The sequence below is a fragment of the Mesorhizobium sp. M7A.F.Ca.AU.002.02.1.1 genome, from assembly GCF_003998535.1.
In the GTDB taxonomy this organism is placed as follows: Bacteria; Pseudomonadota; Alphaproteobacteria; order Rhizobiales; family Rhizobiaceae; genus Mesorhizobium; species Mesorhizobium ciceri.
Genome location: NZ_RZPB01001066.1, coordinates 1 through 1,652, shown reverse-complemented (window position 1 = coordinate 1,652; position 1,652 = coordinate 1). Strand labels below are relative to the sequence as shown.

Below are 1,652 nucleotides of genomic sequence, written 5' to 3'. Positions count from 1 at the left end.
CCGAGATCAGAAGCCCGCCACGCGGCAGCGCCACCGCCACCGCCGCACCGGCGGCGCCGATGAACGTGATGGCCGGCGTGCCGACCAGCAGCGTCAGCGCCGTGGCGCCGATGCCGAGCGGCTCCATGTTCATGAACAGGCCGAGCAAGGGAGCCGCAATGACCAGCGGCAGCACGCTGCCCGCCCAATGCGCCAGGCATTTCACCAGCACTGTCAGAGCCAGCATATGGCGATCGTTGCCGAGCACCAGGAGATCGAGCGAACCGTCCTCGCGATCGGCCTGGAACAACCGGTCGAGCCCGAGCAGGCAGGACAACAGCGCGCCGATCCACAGGATGGCCGGTCCGATGCGGGCCAGCAGCTTCAGGTCCGGCCCGACCCCGAACGGGATGGTGACGATGACGGCGAGGAAGAAGATGACCCCGGTCAGCGCTCCGCCGCCGGCACGAATGTTGAGGCGGATGTCGCGCAGGAAGAGCGCTAGCATGGTTTGAGATGCTTTCGCCCAGACACCATCAACCGGCTTCCCCCATCCTCAACTCCATCCCCTCGATCCCGAGCGGCAGATGCGTCGCCGCGACAATCATCCCGCCATCCGCGCAATGCCTCGCCATCAACCCCGCAAACCGCGCCTCCGCCGCCTTGTCCAGCCCCGCCGTCGGCTCGTCCAGCAGCCACAATGGCCGGTGGCTGACCAAAAGCCTGGCGATCGCCGCGCGGCGCCGCTGCCCGGTCGATAGATAGCCGAACGGCAGGTGGCCGATGCCGCCGAGCCCGACCGTTTCCAGCGCCTCTTCGACGCCGAGCTGTCCGTCGCCATTGAAGTCTCGCCAAAAGCGCAAATTCTCCGCCACGCTGAGCGCCGGCTTCATTGCGTTCTGGTGGCCGAGATAGTGACAGGCCGAGGCAACAGACGGAAACGCTTCGCCCCCGTCTTCGACCTTCATGACGCCCTCAATCCTCACGCTGCCTTCCGCCGCCGGCAGCAGCCCGGCGATGATCCGCAGCAAGGTCGACTTGCCCGATCCGTTCGGCCCGGTGACGATAAGCGCCTGACACTCCTCCAAGGCAAAGCCGATGCCGGAAAACACCGCGTCGCCGCCTCGCTCGCCGCCCAGATTTTCGGCGATCAGCCGCATTCCTCGCCTGCCCTGAAACCATGTGTCGCGGCCGCTGCCGCATCGCACAAAATTGCTTTCCAACTGTCTAGAACTATTCCAGAAAATTCTCTATATGCGGTGCATCCGTGCCAGCGGTCGGCACGGGAACAGAATTAGCGCCGAACCAGCGCACGCGCCGCCTTGAACGGCTCGGGTTGCTTGGGAACGGACAGCGGAAATGGCCGTACCCGCACCTTTGCGCGTGATTGCATGCCATCGGCGTCCGTTCCCTTTCAGGCTGAACAGACAAGGATCGCACGTGTCAAAATCCCTCGACAGTTTCAATTGCCGCCGCACGCTGACCGCAGGCGGCGCTGAATATGCCTATTTCGATCTCATCGAGGCCGAAAAGAACGGCCTTACCGGCATCTCGCAACTGCCCTATTCGATGAAGGTGCTGCTGGAAAACCTGCTGCGCAACGAAGACGGCCGCTCCGTCACCAAGGAATCGATCCAGGCGGTGGCCGGCTGGCTGACCGACAAGGGCACCGC

The 1,652-nt window shown here is 64.4% G+C and carries 3 protein-coding genes; 1 reads left to right on the top strand and 2 read right to left on the bottom strand.

Going from position 1 to position 1,652, the window contains the following annotated elements; genetic code table 11:
* Both ccmB and ccmA read right to left on the bottom strand, forming a co-directional pair.
* On the bottom strand, positions 1-487 hold a 487-nt coding region (gene ccmB / locus EN879_RS35040), incomplete at its 3' end, for a heme exporter protein CcmB (protein WP_127274666.1).
* A gap of 28 nt (positions 488-515) precedes the next feature.
* Entirely contained in the window at positions 516-1,139 is a 624-nt protein-coding gene (gene ccmA / locus EN879_RS35035) for a heme ABC exporter ATP-binding protein CcmA (RefSeq protein WP_063169544.1), read from the bottom strand.
* 280 nt (positions 1,140-1,419) lie between these two features.
* Between ccmA and EN879_RS35030 the strand changes: the two genes are divergently transcribed.
* The coding region (locus EN879_RS35030) for a hypothetical protein (RefSeq protein ID WP_164774804.1) at positions 1,420-1,652 on the top strand (233 nt) is incomplete at its 3' end.

What these genes read in the sequence shown, in the direction of transcription:
- ccmA (WP_063169544.1), bottom strand. Translation starts at nt 1,139, where the DNA reads ATGCGGCTGATCGCCGAAAATCTGGGCGGCGAGCGAGGCGGCGACGCG.